At 41.1% G+C, this 21,304-nt stretch carries 21 protein-coding genes and 1 pseudogene; 20 read left to right on the top strand and 2 right to left on the bottom strand.

The features are described 5' to 3' along the window. The first annotated feature begins 174 nt into the window (after positions 1–174). From noc to CJ483_RS13500, 4 genes are all read left to right on the top strand, one after another. Positions 175–1,047 carry a nucleoid occlusion protein gene (noc, locus tag CJ483_RS13515; protein ID WP_120035767.1) on the top strand — a complete coding sequence of 291 codons (873 nt, stop codon included), beginning with the start codon at positions 175–177 and terminating at the stop codon, positions 1,045–1,047. A gap of 209 nt (positions 1,048–1,256) precedes the next feature. Then, positions 1,257–2,018, top strand: a complete 762-nt coding sequence (locus CJ483_RS13510; protein ID WP_120035766.1) for a ParA family protein — start codon at positions 1,257–1,259, stop codon at positions 2,016–2,018. Next, positions 2,011–2,862: a ParB/RepB/Spo0J family partition protein gene (locus CJ483_RS13505; protein ID WP_120035765.1), complete on the top strand. Its 852-nt coding sequence runs from the start codon at positions 2,011–2,013 to the stop codon at positions 2,860–2,862. The genes CJ483_RS13510 and CJ483_RS13505 overlap by 8 nt, the downstream gene beginning before the upstream one ends. Before the next feature lie 63 nt (positions 2,863–2,925). Then, positions 2,926–3,630 (top strand): DUF554 domain-containing protein, encoded by a 705-nt coding sequence (locus tag CJ483_RS13500; protein WP_120035764.1) that lies wholly within the window; start codon positions 2,926–2,928, stop codon positions 3,628–3,630. Here CJ483_RS13500 and yyaC read toward each other — a convergent pair. Next, positions 3,608–4,276 carry a spore protease YyaC gene (gene yyaC / locus CJ483_RS13495; RefSeq protein ID WP_120035763.1) on the bottom strand — a complete coding sequence of 223 codons (669 nt, stop codon included), beginning with the start codon at positions 4,274–4,276 and terminating at the stop codon, positions 3,608–3,610. The two genes, CJ483_RS13500 and yyaC, sit on opposite strands and share 23 nt — an antisense overlap. A 171-nt stretch (positions 4,277–4,447) precedes the next feature. Here yyaC and CJ483_RS13490 point away from each other — a divergent pair, with 171 nt between their 5' ends. Then, a complete protein-coding gene (locus CJ483_RS13490) occupies positions 4,448–5,356 on the top strand; it encodes a mechanosensitive ion channel family protein (RefSeq protein ID WP_120035762.1) in 909 nt (302 codons plus the stop codon). A gap of 4 nt (positions 5,357–5,360) precedes the next feature. Then, positions 5,361–5,567, top strand: coding sequence for a DUF951 domain-containing protein (locus CJ483_RS13485; RefSeq protein WP_120035761.1), 207 nt, complete (start codon positions 5,361–5,363; stop codon positions 5,565–5,567). A 34-nt stretch (positions 5,568–5,601) separates the two neighbouring features. On the opposite strand, the gene CJ483_RS13480 is transcribed toward CJ483_RS13485, so the two are convergent. Next, positions 5,602–6,393: a YwqG family protein gene (locus CJ483_RS13480; protein ID WP_120035760.1), complete on the bottom strand. Its 792-nt coding sequence runs from the start codon at positions 6,391–6,393 to the stop codon at positions 5,602–5,604. Between the two features lie 157 nt (positions 6,394–6,550). On the opposite strand from CJ483_RS13480, the gene ychF reads away from it, so the two are divergent. From ychF to CJ483_RS13415, 14 genes and pseudogenes are all read left to right on the top strand, one after another. Further along, positions 6,551–7,651, top strand: a complete 1,101-nt coding sequence (ychF, locus tag CJ483_RS13475; RefSeq protein WP_120035759.1) for a redox-regulated ATPase YchF — start codon at positions 6,551–6,553, stop codon at positions 7,649–7,651. A gap of 220 nt (positions 7,652–7,871) precedes the next feature. Next, on the top strand, positions 7,872–8,237 hold the full coding sequence (locus CJ483_RS13470; protein WP_120035758.1) for a PadR family transcriptional regulator: 366 nt from the start codon (positions 7,872–7,874) through the stop codon (positions 8,235–8,237). Next, entirely contained in the window at positions 8,203–8,868 is a 666-nt protein-coding gene (locus CJ483_RS13465) for a DUF1129 family protein (RefSeq protein WP_182917055.1), read from the top strand. Before CJ483_RS13470 ends, CJ483_RS13465 begins: the two co-directional genes overlap by 35 nt. A gap of 118 nt (positions 8,869–8,986) precedes the next feature. Next, on the top strand, positions 8,987–9,277 hold the full coding sequence (gene rpsF / locus CJ483_RS13460; protein WP_049665910.1) for a 30S ribosomal protein S6: 291 nt from the start codon (positions 8,987–8,989) through the stop codon (positions 9,275–9,277). Between the two features lie 70 nt (positions 9,278–9,347). Further along, positions 9,348–9,869 (top strand): single-stranded DNA-binding protein, encoded by a 522-nt coding sequence (gene ssb, locus CJ483_RS13455; protein WP_120035756.1) that lies wholly within the window; start codon positions 9,348–9,350, stop codon positions 9,867–9,869. 27 nt (positions 9,870–9,896) lie between these two features. Then, on the top strand, positions 9,897–10,130 hold the full coding sequence (gene rpsR, locus CJ483_RS13450) for a 30S ribosomal protein S18 (RefSeq protein ID WP_041095655.1): 234 nt from the start codon (positions 9,897–9,899) through the stop codon (positions 10,128–10,130). Positions 10,131–10,291: 161 nt separating this feature from the next. Next, positions 10,292–11,365: pseudogene (locus tag CJ483_RS25805) on the top strand (HAMP domain-containing protein); the annotation flags it as partial. Beyond that, a complete protein-coding gene (locus CJ483_RS25800) occupies positions 11,360–12,313 on the top strand; it encodes a methyl-accepting chemotaxis protein (RefSeq protein WP_481747742.1) in 954 nt (317 codons plus the stop codon). The pseudogene CJ483_RS25805 and the gene CJ483_RS25800, both read left to right, overlap by 6 nt. A 98-nt stretch (positions 12,314–12,411) precedes the next feature. Next, complete coding sequence (locus CJ483_RS13440) at positions 12,412–14,517, top strand: methyl-accepting chemotaxis protein (RefSeq protein ID WP_120035754.1); 2,106 nt, start codon at positions 12,412–12,414, stop codon at positions 14,515–14,517. Between the two features lie 171 nt (positions 14,518–14,688). Further along, positions 14,689–15,627 carry a YybS family protein gene (locus CJ483_RS13435; protein ID WP_120035753.1) on the top strand — a complete coding sequence of 313 codons (939 nt, stop codon included), beginning with the start codon at positions 14,689–14,691 and terminating at the stop codon, positions 15,625–15,627. 37 nt (positions 15,628–15,664) lie between these two features. Next, positions 15,665–17,635: a DHH family phosphoesterase gene (locus CJ483_RS13430; protein WP_120035752.1), complete on the top strand. Its 1,971-nt coding sequence runs from the start codon at positions 15,665–15,667 to the stop codon at positions 17,633–17,635. Next, the gene (rplI, locus tag CJ483_RS13425; RefSeq protein WP_120035750.1) at positions 17,632–18,081 is read left to right on the top strand and encodes a 50S ribosomal protein L9; all 450 of its coding nucleotides are present in this window, start codon (positions 17,632–17,634) and stop codon (positions 18,079–18,081) included. Before CJ483_RS13430 ends, rplI begins: the two co-directional genes overlap by 4 nt. Positions 18,082–18,202: 121 nt before the next feature. After that, positions 18,203–19,552, top strand: coding sequence for a replicative DNA helicase (gene dnaB / locus CJ483_RS13420; protein ID WP_120035748.1), 1,350 nt, complete (start codon positions 18,203–18,205; stop codon positions 19,550–19,552). Between the two features lie 170 nt (positions 19,553–19,722). Continuing rightward, complete coding sequence (locus tag CJ483_RS13415) at positions 19,723–21,009, top strand: adenylosuccinate synthase (protein WP_120035747.1); 1,287 nt, start codon at positions 19,723–19,725, stop codon at positions 21,007–21,009. Positions 21,010–21,304: the final 295 nt, after the last annotated feature.

The raw sequence follows: 21,304 nt of genomic DNA, 5'->3' as shown, positions 1-21,304 counted from the left end.
CGTTTCCAGGCAGCCGAGGGCATATAAAGTATCGTCTTCATTTTGAAGTTATCCACTTGTGGATAACTTTACTTTTTTGAGATTGTGCAAAAAAGCAGTCTTTGGAAGAAGGAACAAGACTGTTAAAGAGAGAATAGGTATTAAAGGGAGTCCGTTAAAGGTGGTGTAGGGATCATGAAGCGTCGTTTCTCTCGTTTTTTTAACATGGGGGAAAAAGCAGCAGAAGAGCAGCCAAGAGACATAGCGTTAGTAGAAGAATCAGCAGCGGAGAGAGAGGCAGTTAAACAAATCCCGGTGTCCTTGATTATGCCGAACCGCTTCCAGCCGAGAACAGTTTTTGATGATGGAAAGATAGAAGAACTAGCTAGAACCATTCACATTCACGGTATTATTCAGCCAATTGTTGTCCGAGAAACAGAGGATGGGAAATATGAGCTAATTGCCGGTGAGAGGCGTTGGCGGGCAGTCCAAACATTGAAATGGGAGACCGTTCCGGCCATTATTAATAACTTAAATGATACCGAGACTGCTTCGGTTGCTTTAATAGAAAACTTGCAAAGGGAAGAATTATCGCCGATTGAAGAAGCGATTGCTTATGGGAAATTGCTTGAACTTCACGGTTTGACTCAGGAAGCACTTGCCCAGCGTCTCGGAAAGGGCCAGTCGACTGTAGCAAATAAGCTACGGCTGTTAAAGTTGCCGCAAGAAGTTCAGGAAGCTTTGGCCCAAAAGAAAATTACTGAGCGTCATGCACGAGCACTGATTCCATTAAAAAATCCGGAAAAACAAGTGCAGGTTATGAATGAGATTATAGAAAAACAGTTCAATGTCAAACAAACAGAAGACCGAGTCATTCAACTGCTGGACACACCGAAGCAAAAGCCTAAACCCCGCCGCAAAGCTTTTAGCAAGGATGTCAGAATTGCCGTTAATACGATTCGCCAATCGCTATCGATGGTGAGTGACAATGGCATTGATTTAAAGTCGCAAGAAGAGGAATTTGATGACTTCTATCAGATTACAATTAAGATACCGAAAAAGAAATGAAGTGAGAAGCCGGCTGACGGTTTCTCGCTTTTTTATTACAAAGCATGGATAGCAGACCAATACTTATGTTTGCTAAAAATAAGCTGCCATCCAATTATTTGTGTGCGTATTCTTAAAAAGTATTTTAAGCAGGATTGATAACTGAGAGGCTATTTTTGTTAAAATAGAAATACAAAAATTACTAGGATAGAAGAAAGCAGGTGGGCCGGATGGGAAAAGTCATTGCGATAGCTAACCAAAAAGGAGGCGTAGGAAAAACAACTACCTCTGTTAATCTCGGAGCTTGTTTAGCTTCTTTAGATAAAAAAGTATTGTTGGTTGATATTGATCCACAGGGAAATGCAACGAGTGGGATCGGCATTGAAAAGGGAGATGTCGACCAATGCATGTATGATGTTTTAGTCGATGATATAGAGATGGCGAGCATTATTAAACCAGCTGCTATAGAGAACTTGTTTGTAGCGCCGGCAACCATTTCACTAGCGGGTGCAGACATTGAATTGGTACCGACGATTTCCAGGGAGCTGCGTTTAAAAAGAGCACTTGAAGGAGTGCGTAACAATTTCGATTATATTTTAGTAGATTGTCCCCCTTCCCTTGGACTGTTAACCGTTAATGCTTTAACAGCAGCCGATTCTGTTATCATTCCTGTTCAATGTGAGTATTATGCACTTGAGGGATTAAGCCAGCTGCTTAACACAGTCCGTCTCGTGCAAAAGCACTTGAATACAGAATTAGCCATCGAAGGTGTTCTGCTTACGATGCTTGATGCTCGGACAAACCTCGGATTGCAAGTAATTGAGGAAGTAAAAAAGTATTTTCAGGATAAGGTTTACCGAACCATCATTCCGCGGAATATTCGTCTCAGTGAAGCGCCGAGCCATGGAAAACCAATCATTCTATATGATCCTCGCTCAAAAGGAGCCGAAATGTACTTAGATTTTGCGAAGGAGGTGGCAGCTAATGGCTAAAGGATTGGGAAGAGGCATTAATGCTATTTTCAAAGATCTTGAATTAGAGAATGAAGAAGCAGTGAAAGAGATAAAATTAAAGGAATTGCGTCCTAATCCTTATCAACCGCGTAAAATCTTTAATGAAGAAACAATTGAAGAATTAAAGGAGTCCATTCAAGAATATGGGATTCTGCAGCCGATTATTGCCCGCAAGAGCATCAAAGGCTACGAGATTGTAGTCGGGGAAAGGCGTTACCGGGCGGCAAAGGCTGCAAAGCTGGAGAGGGTTCCTGTTGTTGTTCGCAAGCTATCCGACGAACAAATGATGGAAATGGCACTTCTTGAAAACCTTCAAAGAGAGGATTTAACCGTACTTGAAGAAGCGGCAGCTTATCAGTCTCTCATTGAAAAGTTAAATCTGACACAAGAAGAATTAGCGTTAAAAATGGGAAAAAGCCGCTCCCATATCGCCAATCACTTGCGGCTGCTTTCACTTCCGGTAGAGGTACAGCAATTGATAAATGAAGGCAAGCTAACGATGGGACATGGCCGGGCACTTCTTGGTTTGAAAAGAAAAGAACAAATGATAGAGACCGCCAAAAAGACAGTGGCAGAAGGATTGAATGTAAGGCAGCTTGAAAAGTGGATTCAACAGCTGAATAATAATGTTTCACGTGAAACGTCTAGCTCCAAAAAAACAAAAGACATATTTTTAAAAGAGCGAGAAGAAGTATTAAGGGAGCATTTTGGCACATCGGTTCATATAAAACAAGCAAAAGACAAGAAAAAAGGAAAAATTGAAATTGAGTTTTTATCGGTAGAAGACTTAAACAGAATACTTGATTTATTAAAGAAGAATTAATCAGGGAGCTGTCGGTTACCGTCAGCTCCTTTTTCATAAGTGAAATTAAAGGAGAAAAGGGAAATGGTGTTATATGGATCCATTGTAAATGGTTTAACAATTGTTCTGGGAGCTATGCTTGGCAAGTGGTTAAATCGTATTCCAGAAGGGATTAAAGGAACCGTGATGCAAGCAATCGGGCTAGCGGTTGTCGTACTTGGATTACAGATGGGACTAAAAAGTGAAGACTTTTTGACTGTCATTATTAGCCTTGTTATTGGAGCAGCCATCGGGGAAATTTTAATGCTAGATGAACGATTGAACCGAATCGGTCTATGGCTAGAAAAGAAAATCGGCAAAGAAACAGATGAAACAAGTATCTCACAAGGCTTCGTAACAGCAACGCTGATTTTTGTTATCGGAGCAATGGGAATTATCGGGGCGCTTGACAGCGGCATCCGCGGCAACCATGAAGTGCTCCTGACAAAAGCAATTATTGATGGTGTCACTGCTTTAATTTTAACGACTACTTTAGGAATTGGTGTGATCTTTTCCGCTGTGCCGGTTGTTCTATATCAAGGAATCATTGCTTTATTTGCTACTCAAATCGACCGGTTTGTACCGAAAGAGTGGATGGACGCCTTTATTGTCGAAATGACCGCAACCGGAGGAATCATGATCTTAGCTATTGGGCTCAACTTACTTGGCTTGACGAAAGTGAGAGTAGCAAATTTACTGCCAAGCCTTTTAGTTGTCGGAGCGATTATTACGATTCAATATCTTTTTTAAAGAGCTGCTTAGAGTATAAGGATGCCTGCTTCTTTATATTCGAATCGGATGAGCCCATGCTTTCTTGCAAGATGGCAGAGGCCGAATAGCGTATGGAAGCTTTGGCGATCCCTTCGGCTATAACACGAGCCATGCTCATTACAAGGTGTAATCGTGTATTTTGCAATACGAAGAATTCCATAAACCCACTAATATTTACAATGCCTGTTATATGGGCATCTCCTACGGCCGGTAATTGTTTGTTAACACCGGCCCCTGGTTTAACGGGCCCTTTGCCTACTTGGATACGTCCGACACTTTTCAACCTGCCTAGGCAAGCATCTGCTCCTATAATAAAAGGGCGCTCGTGTTCTTTCTTTATGAGGGCAAGTTTCTCTACAAGATTTACTGCATGAACGGGATCTTCAAGTGTGCCATACATATGAAAGGCTGGTACTTTCTTTTCCTGAAGCAATGTGCCGACAAGCGGGCCAAGAGCGTCCCCGGTAGAGCGATCGGTACCAATAAAAGTAAAGACAACCGGACAGCTTCCCGGAGGCGGCAGCAGCGTCAGCAAGTAGTCAGCAAATGTGGAAGCCGCCTGCTGCTCTTCATAATAAACACTATATGAATCAGGCTTTCGATCAAACAAATTTTTAAGATTCATAAGCTACCTCCTGCTGGATAATAGTAAAAGTATACGGATTTTTGAGCGATTCTATACATGCTCCCGGGAAAAAGAAAAAGTTTCTATTCAATGTGCCTGGCTACAAATTCTTTGCTATTCTTGTTAAAATGAAGATTGTCCTTCAAGCAAAGACCGTAAAGGAGGAATTTCATGTCTACATTTCAGCGTACGCTTGATAAAACGTGGGATAAATTAACAAATGAAGAGACGTGGCTTGCTGTTGGAGGAGGAGCAATAAAAATCATCCTGACGATGATTGTGGCAGCTATTCTTGTAAAGGTAGCTAAAACAGCCATCCGCAACTTTTTCCATTTGCGTGCAAAAGCCCCTCTTAGATATTCAGAACGGCGAGAAACCACTTTGTTAAAATTAATGGAAAATATAGTTTCCTATGTTGTATATTTCGTTGCACTCCTTAATATTCTCTCGATTTTAACTTTCAATGTGAAAGGGCTAATTGCCGGAGCCGGGGTTCTCGGCCTTGCGGTTGGTTTCGGCGCCCAGAACCTTGTGCGTGACGTAATTAGCGGTTTCTTTATCATTTTTGAGGACCAGTTTTCAGTAGGAGACTTTGTTCGTATCGGTAATTTTGAGGGGACTGTCGAAGAAATTGGTCTCAGAACAACAAAAATTAAACAATGGACAGGAGAACTTCATATTTTGCCGAATGGTTCCATTACGGAAGTCACCAACTTTTCTATTCATAACAGTATGGCTGTGGTAGATGTGAGTATCGCTTATGAAGAAAATATTGAAGAAGCAGAAAAAGCCATTGAAGCGTTATTGGGGACGCTGCAGGATAAGTACGAAGAAATTGTAGCACCGCCCACCTTGCTCGGTGTACAGAATTTGGCGGCCTCAGATGTTATCTTAAGAATAGCTGCTGAAACTACGCCGATGAATCACTGGTACATCGCCCGGATGATTCGTAAAGAAGTGAAATTGTGTTTGGATGAAAATGGAATTGAAATACCATTCCCACGGCTTGTTATGTATTCTCGTACAGAGCAAGAAGAAGCAGTGGCGCATAAAAAGAATGAAAACATAAGCAGGGGGTGAGCGTATGGAAAAAACATTTGAATTGAATGATGTCGTCGAAATGAAAAAACCACACCCATGCGGGACAAATCGCTGGAAAATAATTAGGCTCGGTATGGACATCCGAATAAAATGTGAAGGATGCGGGCATAGCGTTATTTTACCGAGAAGAGAATTTGTTAAAAAAATGAAGAAAGTGATTCATCCAGTTGAAAACAGCAGCGAAGCATAACGCTGCTGTTTTTTAGCAGAAAACTTGCAATGGATTAAAAACATTGCAGAGTAAAAGTAACTTTATCAAATTGTTTAGCGAGTAATTCTTCTTTTTCTATGCAAAAGTATAAGAGTCCTGAATCACCCCACATAACACCTAAGTCCTGCTCATCCGAATCTATTTGGAACAATAATACAGGGTGTTTGCTGCTATCATATAGCTCCTCAAATACATCATTTTGAACGTTGAATGGTTCTCCTAACATGTAATGAGCTGGGACAATAGAGCCGTTTTCATCTTCCGGCTGCATTAATTCCTGGCGAAAATTCCAAAAGCGATCTTCTTCGTTTTCATCTTCAAATGGCAGATTTTCAGGGTACTCGGAAACGGTATATATATTCTTGAATGCTATTTTATAGGCGTCTAAAGAATAGTCACCTTCACTTTCCCCGGGAAATGCTCTTCTTTTTAATTCACAGACATCTCCATCAAAATAAAGAACTTTATAGCATCCTTCATCCTCTTCAAAGCCCCAAGGCTGTTCATGAGCATCATAAAATAAATATAAAATTCCCTTCTCAGGAAGCAAGTTATCCTTATCATACGGTTTTGCTTCTTTTAAATTAAATTGCCCGATGAACCAGAGATATCCGTTTTCATACGAGGGAAATTCCATTCCATCCGGCATATCCGGCAGGCCGCCTAATTTTGAAGTGCCAATTGGAATCTCTTCTTCTTTTATTGCTTTTTTCTCAATACCAATGGAATTTCGCAGAGATGTCATAATAGCCGATTTTTTATGAGACAATTTGTGCTCGCGAAGTAAGTGATCAATGCGCTGCATAGAATCCACTCCTAGTTATGCAATTTTTAACAGTGTAGCAAAAATTAAGGAGAACCATGGGAAAAGCGGCAATTGCCTTTTTCTTTGACTAAACTTATAATTGTGAAAGGTTTAGAGCGAAAGCAATAGAAGAGTTTACGATAGAGGAGTGACCGAAATGGCTTTAACAGCTGGAATTGTTGGTTTGCCGAATGTGGGAAAATCAACGTTATTTAATGCAATTACAAAAGCAGGCGCAGAATCTGCTAACTACCCTTTTTGTACCATTGATCCGAATGTAGGCATTGTAGAAGTGCCTGATGAGCGTTTAAATAAGTTAACTGAAATGGTAGAACCGAAGAAAACGGTTCCTACTGCTTTTGAATTTACAGACATTGCCGGCATCGTTAAAGGTGCGAGCAAGGGAGAAGGGCTTGGCAATAAGTTCCTCGCTCATATTCGTGAAGTAGATGCCATTTGCCAGGTAGTTCGCTGTTTTGCTGATGATAATATTACACACGTATCCGGAAAAGTTGATCCGATTGATGACATTGAAGTCATTAACCTGGAATTAATTTTAGCCGATTTGGAAACGGTTGATAAACGTCTTGTGCGCGTGGCCAAATTAGCCAAGCAAAAAGACAAAGAAGCCGTTGCGGAAAACGATGTTCTAGTCAAATTAAAGGAAGCGTTAGAAGCCAATAAACCGGCTCGCACAGTAGAACTTTCTGAAGAACAGAGCCGCATCGCCAAGCAGCTTCATTTATTGACAGCTAAGCCAATGTTATATGTAGCAAACGTTGGTGAAGAAGATATCGTTGATCCATCAGATAATGAATACGTTCAACGGGTTCGGGAATTTGCTGCAGAAGATAATGCAGAAGTCATTGTTGTCTGTGCAAAAATCGAAGAGGAAATCGCTGAGCTTGATGAGGAGGAAAAAGCGATGTTCCTGCAAGAACTTGGGATTGAAGAGTCTGGTTTAGATCAATTGATCCGCGCTGCCTACTCCTTACTTGGACTGGCTACGTACTTTACAGCTGGCGTTCAGGAAGTGCGCGCATGGACATTCCGTAAAGGAATGAAAGCCCCGCAATGTGCAGGCATTATCCATTCCGATTTCGAACGTGGATTCATCCGGGCTGAAACGGTTTCCTATGAGGATCTGATGACAGCCGGGTCTATGACAGCTGCTAAAGAAGCTGGAAAGGTTCGTCTGGAGGGCAAGGAATACATTATGCAGGATGGAGACGTTGTTCATTTTAGATTTAATGTATAAGACGAAAAAAGCATGAAATAAATAGAATCCATAGAGGAAAGCCGCATTACCCTTATTTTTTAGGATAATGCGGCTTTTAATTTCTCATAATATAATTCTTTTTCGTATAGTTGACAGAGAAGGAAAAGAAAGTAAAATAAAAGAGAGCTACTTTGCTAAACAAGGTAGTAATTTTTGTTCCAGTAACTTGTTATGCAACCTACTTGAAAGGAAGAGAACGTTGTCCACAAAAAGTCAGCTGTTAAAAGGGGTGTTGGAGGGCTGTATTTTAGCATTAATTGACCGTCAGCCAACATATGGTTATGAGCTTTTTGCCTTACTGCAAGATCAAGGACTATCCATGGTAAGTGAAGGATCTATTTATCCTATTTTGCTGAGACTTCAAAAAGAAGGGTTGATCACAGGAGAAATGCGAAAATCTTCCCAAGGGCCCAACAGAAAATATTATTATTTAACTGCTTTAGGCAAAGAGAACTTAAAAACGATTCAAAAAGAATGGGAAGCCATAAAAAAACCGGTTGAACAGCTTTTAGATGGAGGGGAAAAAGAAAATGAATGCCAAGGAAATGGTGAATGTAAACAATGAAAGAAGACGATGTCTATCAGAGGAAAATGAGAAATACTATTCAGATATGTTAGTATATATCCGCACGAGCAGGATTGCTGAAAAAGCGGGAGAAGAATTGCTTTTGGAGCTTCTAGAGCATTTGATTGAAGCACAAACACAAGGGAAAACAGCAGAAGACGTATTCGGCAAGCACCCTAAAGATTATTGCGAACGTTTAATTACCGGATTGCCAAAGCCAGGATGGAAAGAAAGAATCAGTTTTTACTTGTATATATCTTTTTTAGGGGCGGCCTGGCTATTAATAACAGATGGAATAATGAACATTTTGTTGAGGACGATGAATATTCAAACGAAAACGATGACACTGCTCCCTGTTATGATAAGTTTTATAGGAATAGCTGCGATAGTCATGTTTATTGTAAGAGGGGTAAAATGGACCGTTTACGCAAAGCGCCCAGTTATGATAGCCGGATTAATTGGTGTCTGTGTCACTCTGCTTGTAGTCAGCCTGGCCTTCCTTAGTTCTGTAGAGTGGTTTGGGGTGTCATTATCTGCCCCTCTTTCTCCTTTCGTCACATTGGCAGCCGCTGTTATTTCTTTTCTGATCAGCTTTTATTTTAAAAAATTGGATCAACAACTGTCCAGCTGATCGTATTGCATTTAAGAGACAATCATGATATAATTCTATCTTGTGAGTAATGAAACAGTTACTCCTTGCTCTTTTCAAAGAAAAAGAGCCGCATAGACCATGAGGAGGTGAAAGAAAGATGAGAAAGTACGAATTTATGTACATTATCCGCCCAAACGTTGATGAAGATACGAAAAAAGCGGTTGTTGAGCGCTTTGACGGAATTTTAACTTCTAACGGTGCGGAAATCATCGATTCTAAAGATTGGGGTAAACGTCGTTTAGCATACGAAATCAACGATTTTCGTGAAGGCTTCTATCAATTAGTACATGCTAACGCCGATGCTGCAGCGGTTCAAGAATTTGACCGTTTAGCAAAAATCAGCGACGACATCATCCGCCATATCGTAGTACGCGAAGATGACAAATAAATCGTTTAAATAAACAATCTTTCAAAATGTTCTGCTTAAGGACATTTTGAACTAAAGGGGGTTGATTCTGATGATGAACCGAGTCGTTTTAGTAGGCCGTTTAACTAAAGATCCGGAACTTCGTTACACACCGAACGGAGCAGCTGTTGCTACCTTTACACTTGCCGTGAATCGTACGTTCACTAATCAGCAGGGCGAGCGTGAAACGGACTTCATCAATTGTGTCGTTTGGCGCCGGGCAGCAGAAAACGTAGCAAACTTTCTGAAAAAAGGAAGCTTAGCTGGCGTAGATGGCCGTATTCAAACACGTAATTATGAAGGACAAGATGGAAAGCGTGTGTACGTAACCGAGGTCTTAGCTGAAAGCGTACAATTTTTAGAACCACGCAGTGCTGCTTCAAGCGAGCGTGGCAATGAAAATAACGCATACGGCGGCGGACAAAGAAACCAGGACTTTCCGTTTGGACAACAGAATCAACGCAATAATAATAATAACAGTAACAACAATTCAGGTTATACAAGAATGGATGAAGACCCATTTGCAAATGACGGTCAGCCGATCGATATTTCAGATGATGACTTGCCATTCTAATCATTACTAAAAGAGGAGGGAATCGACATGGCAGGACGCAGAGGCGGACGTAAGCGCCGGAAAGTATGTTACTTTACAGCTAACGGCATTACGCATATCGACTATAAAGATGTAGAACTTTTGAAAAAGTTTATCTCTGAACGTGGAAAAATCCTTCCACGCCGCGTAACTGGAACAAGCGCTAAATACCAACGCCGTTTAACTATTGCAATTAAACGTGCTCGTCAGGTAGCTCTTCTTCCATTCGTAGCTGGAGAATAATTTAACGAAAGACTCGCCTTAACCGGCGGGTCTTTTTTTATGATCAATTATTTGAAAATATAAATATTTTATAAAAGTATCTATATTTTTATAAAACGACCGATGAAAAAGGAGGAAATTGTACGGTGCTAAGGCGCGCATCCGTGCTCCCATTATCAATTATGTACAGGAGGGTGATAGATTTGAGGTCAATTAAGGCTAAATTAATGATACCTCTTACTTTACTGCTCATTTTATCTTTTGCTTTTATTATTGTTTTTATTGGTCATCAAATTGAAAAGCAAACGAAAGAAGAAGTCATTGGGCAAACAAAAGGAATTGTAAAGCAAATGAGCGATTCAGTTTCTTTATTTTTAGATCAGCATAGAAAAAGTATTGAATTAATTGCTAAAGATCCAGTGGTTGTCCAACGGGGAGTAAACCTGGCGGGCGGCAAGGAGGACATAAAGAATCAGGAAGCTGTCATGAACTCGCTCAAGCGCTATTTAACCTCCTATAAAGATGTATTGAATATCTACTTTGCTACACCAAAAAGGACAGTAGATATTTATCCTGCTGAAGTTCCAGACAATTTTGATCCAACAACAAGAGATTGGTACAAGTTAGCGATGGAGTCAGAGGGGAAAGCTATATGGAGTGAACCGTATATAGATGCGACCACTGGAGAATATGTAGTGACTGTATCTCAGTTGGTAACAATGCAAAACAAAAAAATTGGTGTCATTGGAGCTGACATCAGCTTAGGCGTCATGACAAGTCAAATGGATCAAATGCATATTGGCTACAACGGCGAGCCAACCATTATTTCCAAGCAAGGGCTTGGTATTGTCCATCCGACCGAGGAAGGAAAAGATTTGACTAAATACGACTATGTTCAATCTATTCTTGACAACAATCAAGAGAAGGGAACTGTGGGATACAAGAAGGACAAGCAAGAACGCATTCTTGTATATGATACCGTAAAAGAAGTAGGTTGGAAGATTGGAGCTGCCTACAAGTACGATTCATTGCTTGGTTTATCCAAATCAATCGGAAAATACCTGGCAGTTACCGGCGTCATTCTGCTGCTTGTCATGATTGGTGCCATTCTTTATATACTCAATCAAATAATCAAACCGATTCACTCTCTTGGAAAATTAGCTAAAGAAGTGGCTAGAGGAGATTTAAGCGTACAGGTGCCTGTTACAACTAAAGATGAAGTTGGCGAACTGGCGAAGACATTTAATGAAATGGTCACTAGTATGAGGGAAATTATTTCGATTGTTAACCATTCAGCTGACAATGTCACAAAAGCGGCAGAGAACTTAAGTGCTGTTTCAGAAGAGACAAATGCTTCGAGCGAACAAATTGCTGTCGCCATTAACGAGATCGCCAAAGGAGCGGCTAAATCGTCAGAAGAGTCCAGCGAGGCAACCGAACGTTCTCGTCATCTTGGTGAGCAAATTAATCAAATTGCCAATCAGGCTGGTGAAGTCCGGGAAGCAGCCCGCCAGACAGAAAATGTACAAAAGGCAGGACTGGGACAAGTGGAGACGCTTAGCTCCTCCAGTACAGAAACAAAAATGTATATTGATAAAATGGAGAAAGTCATTCTTGCTTTAGAGGCAAAAGTGAAATCAATTGAATTGATTATGCAGACGATTACCGATATTTCTTCACAAACGAACCTGTTGGCTTTGAATGCTTCGATTGAAGCAGCGCGGGCAGGAGAACACGGCAAAGGCTTTGCTGTCGTCGCTGAAGAAGTCCGGAAGCTCGCTGAGCAGTCTGCGCGGGCAACTGATCAGGTGAAGGAAACGATTAGCGATATTCAGGAAGGATCAGGGCAAGTAGTCGAGCAGATGGCGAAAACACGGACGAATTTTGACAGCCAGACAGCGGCAGTGGAAGAGACAGAGGTTATTTTCAAGAAGTTGTCTTCGCTGGTAGAGAAAATGGAAGTCTCTATTTCGGCTATTAATGAGGAGATATCTGGAGTAGCCAGTACGAAGAATGAAGTGTTGGAAGTGATGGAGCAAATTGCTGCTTCCTCGGAACAATCAGCAGCTGCAAGTGAAGAAATCAGCGCTTCAGCTGACGAGCAACTGCATGCCATTCAGTCGGTGGCTATGTCTTCTGAGCAGTTGATGGAATTAAGCATCGAATTAAAAAAGACGGTTAATCGCTTTAAGCTGCACAGCTAAAAGAGTGCTTCTTGACTGTCTTTAAAGTAGGTACTCTATACATTTTGCGACTCGCCTTTTTAGGGCGGGTCTTTTTTATTTAAAACTACTTTCTATTAATGAACCCTCCCTTTATAAAATTAATAATAGTTTTACAACCAGTTAATATTACCTTGGGTACAAAAGACTATAATCGAAGAATAATGCGAGGGAAGGTGGGGCTGAAACTGAAATCCATTCGATTGAAGTTCATTGTACCTATTTCTATTTTAATAATTTTTTCTTTTTCTTTCCTGATCTTTTTTATTGGATGGCAAGCAGAAGAAAAGACTAAAGGGGATGTAATGCAGCAGACGAAAGGCATTGTGAAGGAACTGGAGCATTCTATTCAGCAATTCTTAAGAAAGTACGAGGAAAGCATTCAGCTGCTTTCAGCAAGCGAACAAGTAACAGCTTACGGAGAAAGCATAACAGATTCTGCTGCAATAAAAGAGAAGCAGGCAGCAGAGAGAGGGCTGCAAGAAATTTTAAATGAATATACTTATTTATATAAGGATGTACTCACTGTTTATTATGTATCCCCTGACAAGCAATTTAAAATGGCTCCAGCAGTTAGTTTGCCGGCAAATTACGATCCTACTGTAGAAGAATGGTTTAAAGCTGCTAAACAAAAGCCGAAGTTGACCGCTTGGAGTGATCCTTATCAAAATAAATCCGGTGCGTATGTAATTACTGTTTCTAAAGCAGTGTATAGGGGAGATCAATGGCTGGGAGTCATTGGCGCAGACATTAATTTGACAAGCTTAACTAACCATATTAATGATTTAAAAATTGGCTATGAGGGTTACCCGATTATTATGGCAAAAAACGGGGGTGCCATTGTGCATCCAAAAGAAAAAGGCAAGAACTTAACAAACTTCCCTTTGTTTAAGCAAGTGGCTGACAGCGGGAAGGAAAGCGGTATTGTGGGGGATGAAAAGGGAAAAGAATTATTTGTTTATGAGACGATTGACCGCACACATTGGAAGGCAGGCGCTGTCTACCAGGAAAGCGAATTATTGAGCGTTTCGAAGGGGATCCGAGATATATTAATTGTTACTGCTCTTTCTATATTGCTCGTTATTATCATTTTTATTTACTATTTATCTTCCAAAATCACCAAACCAATTGAGAAGCTGAATCAGTCTGTTGGTGAGGTAGCTAAAGGAAACTTACATACGAAAGTAAAAGTAAAAGGCCGGGATGAAGTTGCACAACTTGGTTATAGCTTTAACAACATGATCGACAGCATGAGCCATATTATCGTAGTAGTTTCACAGTCAGCTCATAATGTAAGAGAATCCATGAATGAATTAACATTAACAGCTAAAGACTCCAGTCGGGCCAGTGAGCAAACATTTGCAGCTATTAATGAAATTGCGGCAGGGGCTGTGCGTTCAGCAGAGGAAGCAAGAAAGGCAAAGGAACAGTCAGGGGAATTTGGAGAAATTATTAATGCTGTTTCAGCAAAAGCAGAGATCATGGCAGCTTTTGCTGAAGATGCCGGGCGGGCGAACCGGGCCGGTTTTGATCAAATTCAATATTTACAAGAATCAAATCATATATCTGAAAGGTTTATTGATACAACAGAAGAGGTAATAACAGAGCTTGGTTGTAAAATCGAGGAAATTGGAAACATTGTTCAAGCCATCACTGATATATCTTCTCAAACAAATTTGCTTGCACTCAACGCCAGCATTGAAGCAGCGAGAGCTGGTGAGCATGGAAAGGGTTTTTCTGTCGTCGCTCAAGAAGTTCGCAAGCTTGCTGAACAATCTAATTATGCAGCACAAGAAATTAAAGGAATGATTGTCAATATTCACGAGGGCTCCGAACAGGCTATTGCGCAAATATACCAAACAAAGGAAAACTTTTCCAAACAAACAAAAGCAGTTAAACAAGCAAATGCTATTTTTCAGGAAAACTCTGCCCTTATGGATAAAATGAAGGAAGCTGTTTCGGATGTTCATCAAGATATTCAGCAAGTTACAGGAAAAAAGGATGAACTGTTGTCTTTAGTTGGCGATATGGCTGAACTTTCCTCATATGCTGTCGCAGCTTGTGAGGAGGTTAGGAATCATACGGATAACCAGGTGCAGACCGTACAATCCGTTACAACAGCAGCCGAGAAGCTGAATGAATTGAATCGGGAACTGCTAGAATCTATTCATCACTTTAACTTATAAAAGTTGATAGGTGCGAAAAAGACTGCCGGAAAAGATTGCGGCAGTCTTTTGTGCAGGTCCGAACAGTTGAATGAATGACCAAAGCAGGATAAAATAATAAGGATGTCAATCATGTAATAATAGAGGAAAGTTACTCGATGACAGCAAAGAGATTGTTAATGAGGTGTTTGAGTGGACAATAAAAAAATGATAACCGAAGGAGTAAAAAGGGCCATTATTTTTGCCGTTTTATTCACACTAACGCTGTATATTCCAGGTTTGGGGATGATAGCCAGTCTTTTTCTTCTTCTTCCTTTTTTAGCGTACAGTGCTAAGTATCCAGCACGAACGGCTATAAGCTTTGCCGCCATCTGTTTGATTATTTCTTTGCTACTCGGCGGTCTGCCAGCAGTGCCATTTGCATTGTTGTTTATTATGACAGGAACAATTATGGGAAATATGATTCAAAAAAATCGGGACAAATTTTCTATATTTATGGCAGGAAGTTTAATTTTTTTGCTGAATATAGTTGTTTTATATGTAACGATTATGGGTGTGGCAGGAGATCAAGCGGTTGATATAAGCGCGTCATTCAAACAATCCTATGAGGATTCTGCCAAGTTAATGGAAAGCATGGGAAATCCTCTCCCGGAAGCGGCAATCGAGCAGGCCCAAGAAGTATTTGATTACTTGACCGCACTGATGCCGAGTTTGCTTGTGCTTTTCTCGCTAGGTTCCATATTAATTCTCATGGCTATTAACTTTCCAATTGCCAAGAAAATGGGTGTGGATGTGCCGAAGTTTAAGCCTTTCAGAGAATGGCACGTGCCGAAAAGTATTTTATGGTACTATATTATCTTGTTGGTGATGAGCTTGGTTGCAGTACCAGAGAAGGGAAGCATGTGGTACTTTTCCTACATAAATATTATGTTTATGCTGCAATTTTGTTTGCTGCTTCAAGGATTATCATTTCTTTACTTTATAGCTCATTTGAAAAAATGGCCGAAGATTCTTCCAATTTTGCTAACAGTTTTTTCAATTCTCTTCCTTCCGCTCCTTTATATTGTGAGATTATTAGGTATAATTGACTTAGGATTCGACTTGCGGCAACGCCTTCAACGGAAAAGATAATTTGTTTAGGCTACTTTTATTTCTAGGAGCTGAAATGATGCTTTCTTATTATAGCAGGCGGAAAATACAATTTCCGTTATATGGTTTACTGGCAGTTTTAATTATTGTTTTTGCCGTACTTGCTACTTATAATTGGCCGGTAGCACTCGCGGGGTTTATTATAAGCGGGGGGCTGCTTTTTCTGCTGATCAAAGCGGAGGATAGTATACACGGAGAGGTTGAGCGCCATGTTACGACTCTCTCTTACCGATTAAAGCGTGTAGGGGAAGAGGCACTCATGGAGATGCCGATTGGAATCCTTCTGTATAATGATGATTACTACATAGAGTGGGCTAACACCTTTTTCTCTTCTTACTTTAAGGAAGAAGCATTGGTAGGGAAATCGTTGCATGAGCTTGCCGATTCTCTCATTACCATTATTAAAAACGAAAAGGGCGATGTGATAGAGCTGCACGATCGGAAGTTTGACGTGATCATCAAGCCGAAAGAAAAGCTTCTCTACTTGTTCGATGTAACTGAGCAAGAGGAAACCGCAAGAAGGTTTTTGGAGGAGCAAACCGTTTTATCAATTATTTATTTAGATAACTATGACGATTTAACACAGGGAATGGATGATCAGACAAGAAGCAGCTTAAATAGTATGGTAACCTCTATTTTAAATGATTGGGCCTTAGAGCACGGGATTTTCTTAAAACGGATTTCTTCAGAGCGCTTTTTTGCTGTACTCAATGAAAAAATACTGCGGAAGCTCGAAGAAACAAAGTTTTCGATTTTAGATGAAGTAAGAGAACGCACAGCGAAGCAGGCTGCGTCATTGACGTTAAGCATTGGTGTCGGTCACGGAGAGCTGTCTCTGCCTGAACTGGGAACCCTTGCTCAATCTAGTCTGGATCTTGCTCTTGGTCGCGGTGGAGATCAGGCTGCTTTGAAGCAACTCAATGGCAAGGTAAAGTTCTATGGGGGCAAGACCAATCCAATGGAAAAAAGAACACGTGTCAGAGCACGAGTCATTTCTCATGCTCTGCGTGAGCTCGTAATGGAGAGCGACAAAGTGATTGTCATGGGCCATAAATATCCAGACATGGATGCGCTGGGCGCTTCCATGGGAATTCGGCGTGTAGCAGAAATGAACGATCGCGAAGGATATATTGTCCTTGATTTTTCTGAGATGGACACGGCTGTCAAGCGGTTAATGGCAGAAACAAAAAAGAACCCGGATCTTTACTCGCGCATTATTGCTCCAGAAGAAGCATTCGATCTAGCGACGGAAAATACTCTCCTTGTCGTAGTCGATACTCATAAACCATCCATGGTCATTGAGGAGAAGCTGCTTCAAAAAGTGGACAAAGTAGTCGTTATTGACCATCACCGCCGTGGAGAAGAGTTTGTGAAGAATCCGCTGCTCGTTTACATGGAGCCGTACGCATCTTCCACTGCAGAGCTTATTACGGAATTGCTTGAGTATCAGCCGAAGGTCAGCAAGCTCTCGATGCTCGAAGCAACTGCACTATTAGCCGGTATTATTGTAGATACGAAAAGCTTTTCGTTGCGCACCGGTTCAAGAACTTTTGATGCTGCGTCTTATTTGCGCGCCCGAGGTGCGGACACAGTGCTTGTCCAAAAGTTCCTGAAGGAAGATATTGATACGTATATTCAACGTTCACAAATTATTGAGACCGTCTATTTCTATAAGGATGGCATCGCGATTGCCAAAGGAGATCAAGCTCAAGTATACGACTCTGTTTTAATTGCTCAGGCAGCCGATACATTGCTTGCGATGGATGGAGTGCAAGCTTCGTTTGTTGTCGCCAGGAGAGAGCCGGATACAGTAGGAATCAGTGCTCGTTCACTTGGAGAAGTAAATGTGCAGGTAATTATGGAACAGTTACGAGGTGGCGGCCATTTATCGAATGCGGCCACTCAATTAAAAGATGTGACTGTTGAAGAAGCGGAAGAAATGCTTCAGCAGGTTATAACTGATTTATATGAAGGAGGCAACGAAGAATGAAAGTAATCTTCTTACAAGACGTAAAAGGAAAAGGAAAAAAGGGCGAAGTAAAAAATGTGGCGGATGGATATGCCCATAATTTTTTAATTAAAAACGGATTGGCAGTGGAAGCGACGGCAGGGAACAAAAAGACGCTGGAAGCCCAGAAGAAAAAAGAAGTGGAGATTGCTCAGCAAGAGTTGGAAGAAGCGAAGAAATTAAAAGCGGTAATGGAAGAATTAACAGTAGAAATTAAAGCAAAGTCTGGCGAAGGCGGCCGGCTGTTCGGTTCTGTTACAACAAAGCAAATTGCAGAAGAACTGAAAAAGACACACAATATAAAAATTGATAAGCGTAAAATGGATCTACCTGAAGGAATTCGGGCGCTTGGCTATACAAATGTGCCGGTTAAACTTCATAATGAAGTATCTGCCACATTAAAAGTTCATGTTACTGAAGAAAAATAAATCATTTCATGCTAAAATAATAAGGTTGAAAACATGTGATCGGATCTTTCTGGTCACTTTTTTTGACAAATAGACAGTTAGCGAAGAAAGAAACAACGCTTCCTGCAAGGAGGTTTAAGTGATGAGTGAGTTGTTAACCGACCGGATCCCGCCGCAAAGCATTGAAGCGGAGCAAGCGGTACTTGGTGCTATTTTTTTGGAGCCTGCAGCTTTAACAGTAGCTTCTGAGATTCTCATTCCAGAAGACTACTACCGGACTGCTCACCAAAAAATATATAATACGATGCTCAAGCTTAATGATCATGGAAAAGCAGTCGACGTTGTTACCGTGACAGAAGAGCTGGCTGCAGCCAAAGACTTGGAAGATGTTGGCGGTGTAACCTATTTAACGGAGCTGGCTGAATCGGTGCCAACGGCAGCCAATATTGAATATTATGCCCGCATCGTCGAAGAAAAGTCGCTTTTACGACGGTTGATTCGTACGGCCACAACAATTGCTCAAGAAGGCTATAACCGTGAAGATGAAGTAGATGCTTTATTAAATGAAGCAGAAAAAAGCATCATGGAAGTGGCTCAGCGAAAAAATACAAGCGCTTTTCATAATATAAAAGATGTACTCGTGCGTACGTATGATAATATTGAAATGCTTCATAACCGGAAGGGGGATGTGACTGGAATCCCGACTGGATTTGCTGAACTTGATCACATGACTGCCGGTTTTCAGCGCAATGACCTGATTATTGTAGCAGCGCGTCCTTCCGTCGGTAAAACGGCGTTTGCGTTAAATATTGCCCAAAACGTTGCTACAAAGACAGATGAAAACGTGGCGATTTTCAGTTTGGAGATGGGAGCGGAGCAGCTTGTTATGCGGATGCTCTGTGCAGAAGGCAACATTAACGCTCAAAACTTGCGTACAGGTTCCTTGACAGATGAAGATTGGCGCAAGCTGACAATGGCGATGGGAAGTTTGTCGAATTCAGGAATTTATATTGATGATACACCGGGCGTGCGCATTGGAGAAATCCGTTCAAAATGCCGTCGTTTAAAGCAGGAGCATGGCCTGGGTATGATTTTAATAGATTACTTGCAGCTTATTCAGGGCAGCGGTCGTTCAGGTGAGAACCGCCAGCAGGAGGTCTCAGAGATCTCGCGCTCCCTCAAGGCGCTTGCCCGTGAACTAGAAGTTCCGGTCATTGCTCTTTCCCAGCTTTCTCGTGGCGTGGAGCAGCGTCAGGATAAGCGTCCGATGATGTCTGATATCCGTGAATCGGGATCTATTGAGCAAGATGCAGATATTGTTGCTTTCTTGTATCGAGATGATTATTATGATAAAGAATCGGAAAACAAAAATATTATCGAAATCATTATAGCAAAGCAGCGGAATGGCCCAGTTGGCACTGTTCAGCTCGCTTTTGTTAAAGAGTATAACAAGTTCGTCAACCTGGAACGGCGTTTTGATGAAACAGGGTAACGAAAGGAGGAACTGGCAGCACCGACTGCCGGTTCTCTTTTTTACGAACAAATTGATTTTTGTCTAAGAAAACGTTCGTGTTCTTCGATTGACTTCTTTAGTTTTAACCTGTTAAAATAAATCTGGTATAAAAAATTAACAAACTAATGGACCCTTCGGAGGTGCTTATTATGTCGTCAGTAGTAGTTGTTGGAACACAGTGGGGCGATGAAGGAAAAGGAAAGATTACTGATTTCCTTTCAGAAAATGCAGAAGTAGTAGCTCGTTACCAAGGCGGTAACAATGCAGGACATACAATTAAATTCAATAATGTTACGTATAAGCTTCATTTGATTCCATCTGGTATCTTCTATAGCGATAAAATTTGTGTAATCGGCAATGGTATGGTCGTTGATCCGAAAGCATTAATTCAGGAATTAAAGTACTTGCATGACCATAATGTCTCTACAGATAATTTGCGTATCAGCAACCGTGCACATGTGATCCTTCCTTACCACTTAAAAATTGATGAAGTGGAAGAAGCACGCAAAGGTGATAACAAAATCGGCACGACTAAAAAAGGCATTGGCCCTGCTTATATGGACAAAGCGGCTCGGGTAGGCATCCGTATAGCGGATCTATTAGACCGCCAGGCGTTTGAGGAAAAATTAACTCGCAACTTAGAAGAGAAAAATCGCTTGCTTGAGCGTTTCTATGAAACGGAAGGGTTCAAAATGGCAGATATTCTTGATGAATATTATGAATACGGCCAGCAAATCAAACAATATGTATGCGATACATCAGTTGTCTTAAACGATGCTTTAGATGACGGACGCCGTGTATTATTTGAAGGCGCTCAAGGCGTTATGCTGGACATTGACCAAGGTACATATCCATTTGTTACCTCTTCTAACCCAGTTGCGGGCGGTGTAACTATTGGTTCCGGTGTCGGCCCAACCAAAATTAATCATGTGGTAGGAGTAGCGAAAGCTTACACAAGCCGTGTAGGAGATGGCCCATTTCCAACGGAGCTTCATGATGAAATTGGTCATCAGATCCGTGAAGTAGGCCGCGAATATGGAACAACGACAGGCCGTCCACGCCGTGTTGGCTGGTTTGACAGCGTAGTTGTGCGTCATGCCCGCCGCGTCAGTGGTTTGACAGATCTTTCTCTTAATTCCATTGATGTATTAACAGGTATTGAAACATTAAAAATCTGTGTTGCTTACCGTTACGAAGATAAAGTGATTGAAGAGTATCCAGCAAACTTGAACATTTTATCTAAATGCACACCAATCTATGAGGAGCTTCCAGGCTGGACGGAAGATATTACTGGCTGCAGAGCGTTGAGTGAACTTCCTGACAATGCACGCCATTATTTAGAGCGTGTATCTCAGCTTACCGGTATTCCATTGTCTACATTCTCAGTAGGTCCGGATCGCAACCAGACAAATGTTATTCGCAGTGTATGGGCATAAGAAGAAAATAGCTGTCCATTTCTGAATTTAAAAACCTTAAAATCGCTTATTTTCGACATATACTTCTTTAGATAAAGAAAGTAAGCGTACAAAAAATCCGTTTTCTCAAGAGAGAAAACGGATTTTTTTGCAAGATAATTGAAGGGATTTTTTTACTTATTTTAACAAAAAAACAGGTCTTAGGCTTCTCTTGCTCATTTAAATGATTGTTTATTAGGTTTTTTAATTGTTTTCAAATCACTTTATTTTTTTCGACAATTTTTTTCAAAAACCTGTTGTCAGCTATTTAACTATG

The organism is Bacillus sp. PK3_68 (assembly GCF_003600835.1).
Lineage (GTDB): Bacteria > Bacillota > Bacilli > Bacillales > Domibacillaceae > Pseudobacillus.
Note: the sequence above shows the minus strand (reverse complement) of the source record. Positions and strands in the feature narration are given on the sequence as shown.